Genomic DNA, 2,063 nt, shown 5'->3' on the forward strand with positions numbered 1-2,063 from the left:
ACGATTTTTTATTAAAAATTGATCAAAATAATTTTGAGGTATTCAATGTCTAAATTTCCATCAATTTCAGAAATTCTTTCAGGCAAAGTTGCCGTAGGAGAAGAAGTTTCTGTGCGCGGTTGGGTGCGTACCCGTCGCGATTCAAAAGCAGGTTTATCATTCTTAGCCGTATATGACGGTTCTTGTTTCGATCCAATCCAAGCAATCATCAATAACGATTTACCAAATTATCAAGATGAAGTGTTACGCTTAACTGCAGGTTGTTCTGTGATTGTGACTGGTAAAATCGTAGAATCACCTGCAGAAGGTCAAGCGGTTGAATTACAAGCTACCAATGTTGAAGTGGTGGGATGGGTGGAAGATCCAGATACTTACCCAATGGCAGCAAAACGCCACTCTATCGAATATTTACGCGAAGTGGCTCATCTTCGCCCACGCACGAACTTAATCGGTGCAGTGGCACGTGTTCGTCACTGCTTGGCACAAGCGATTCACCGCTTCTTCCACGAACAAGGTTTCTACTGGGTGGCAACCCCGTTAATTACGGCATCTGATACAGAAGGTGCAGGCGAAATGTTCCGCGTTTCAACCCTTGATTTAGAAAACTTACCACGCACAGAAGAAGGCAAAGTAGATTTCAGCCAAGATTTCTTCGGTAAAGAGTCTTTCTTAACCGTATCAGGTCAGTTAAATGGTGAAACTTATGCGTGTGCATTGAGCAAAGTTTATACCTTCGGACCTACATTCCGTGCTGAAAACTCAAACACAACCCGCCACTTAGCGGAATTCTGGATGGTTGAACCTGAATTTGCATTCGCTACGTTAGCGGACAACGCAAAATTAGCGGAAGATATGTTGAAATATGTATTCAAAGCAGTATTAGCAGAACGCCCTGACGATATGGCATTCTTCGCAAAACATATCGACAAAGATGTGATTACCCGCCTTGAGAACTTCATCGCTTCGCCATTTGCACAAGTAGATTACACCGATGCAATCGAGATCTTATTAAAATCAGGCAAAGAGTTTGAATTCCCAGTGTCTTGGGGTATCGATCTCTCTTCTGAACACGAACGTTTCTTGGCGGAAGAATACTTTAAATCGCCAGTAGTGGTGAAAAACTATCCGAAAGATATCAAAGCGTTCTATATGCGTTTAAATGATGATGACAAAACTGTGGCAGCAATGGACGTATTAGCACCAGGAATTGGTGAAATCATCGGTGGTTCACAACGTGAAGAGCGTTTAGACGTGTTAGATAAGCGTATGGTGGAAATGGACTTAAACCCTGAAGACTACTGGTGGTACCGCGATCTTCGCAAATACGGTACCGTGCCACACGCTGGCTTTGGTTTAGGTTTTGAGCGTCTAATTGTGTATGTAACGGGCTTGCAAAACATTCGTGAAGTAATCCCATTCCCACGTGCTCCACGTAATGCGAACTTCTAATTTTATTTAATACCAAGCAGTAAAATTCAAAAAAATAGCTAGGACAAAATCCTAGCTATTAAAGTTTAAATTATAACGCTTGTTCAACAAAAGTTACTAATTGAGATTTTGGTAAAGCACCTACCTGTGTTGCAACCACTTGACCATCTTTGAAAAGAATTAATGTGGGAATTGAACGAATACCGAATTGTGCTGGTATTTGTTGGTTCTCATCTACGTTCACTTTAGCAATTTTCGCATGACCTGCAAATTCTTCTGATAACTCATCTAAAATTGGTGCTACCATACGGCAAGGACCACACCAAGGTGCCCAGAAATCTAATAATACTGGCACATCAGATTTTAGTACTTCTTGTTCAAATGTTGCATCGGTAACTTGTAAAGTCATAATTAATTCCCTTGTTTACATTATTTTAATAAAAGAAAAACACCACCGAGGAATCAGTGGTGTTCGGTTGGCATCAAGATAAGGTTTCAGCTAACCAATTTCAAGTCTATTTTTCCAATTGCTTTGATAATTTTATTCTTTATCTTCAGGTAAAATCAGATTAAATACAAGAGCTAGCCTCTGAACCGATAGTAATCCCGAAACTAAAAGAGCAGCAAGAAGATGT

The 2,063-nt window shown here is 40.4% G+C and carries 2 protein-coding genes; one reads left to right on the forward strand and one right to left on the reverse strand.

Features of this window, described 5'->3' with window-relative positions; all coding sequences use genetic code 11:
* Positions 1-45 precede the first annotated feature (45 nt).
* Complete coding sequence (asnS, locus tag KH943_RS09980; RefSeq protein WP_304110428.1) at positions 46-1,449, forward strand: asparagine--tRNA ligase; 1,404 nt, start codon at positions 46-48, stop codon at positions 1,447-1,449.
* Between the two features lie 70 nt (positions 1,450-1,519).
* Here asnS and trxA read toward each other — a convergent pair whose 3' ends face one another.
* Entirely contained in the window at positions 1,520-1,837 is a 318-nt protein-coding gene (gene trxA / locus KH943_RS09985; RefSeq protein WP_304110429.1) for a thioredoxin, read from the reverse strand.
* Positions 1,838-2,063 lie beyond the last annotated feature (226 nt).

The sequence above is a fragment of the Haemophilus parahaemolyticus genome, from assembly GCF_018373095.1.
GTDB classification, from domain to species: domain Bacteria; phylum Pseudomonadota; class Gammaproteobacteria; order Enterobacterales; family Pasteurellaceae; genus Haemophilus_A; species Haemophilus_A parahaemolyticus_A.

Bases quoted from the DNA above. Each gene is read 5' to 3' on its own strand.
- asnS (WP_304110428.1), top strand. From the start codon at position 46: ATGTCTAAATTTCCATCAATTTCAGAAATTCTTTCAGGCAAAGTTGCC.
- trxA (WP_304110429.1), bottom strand. From the start codon at position 1,837: ATGACTTTACAAGTTACCGATGCAACATTTGAACAAGAAGTACTAAAA.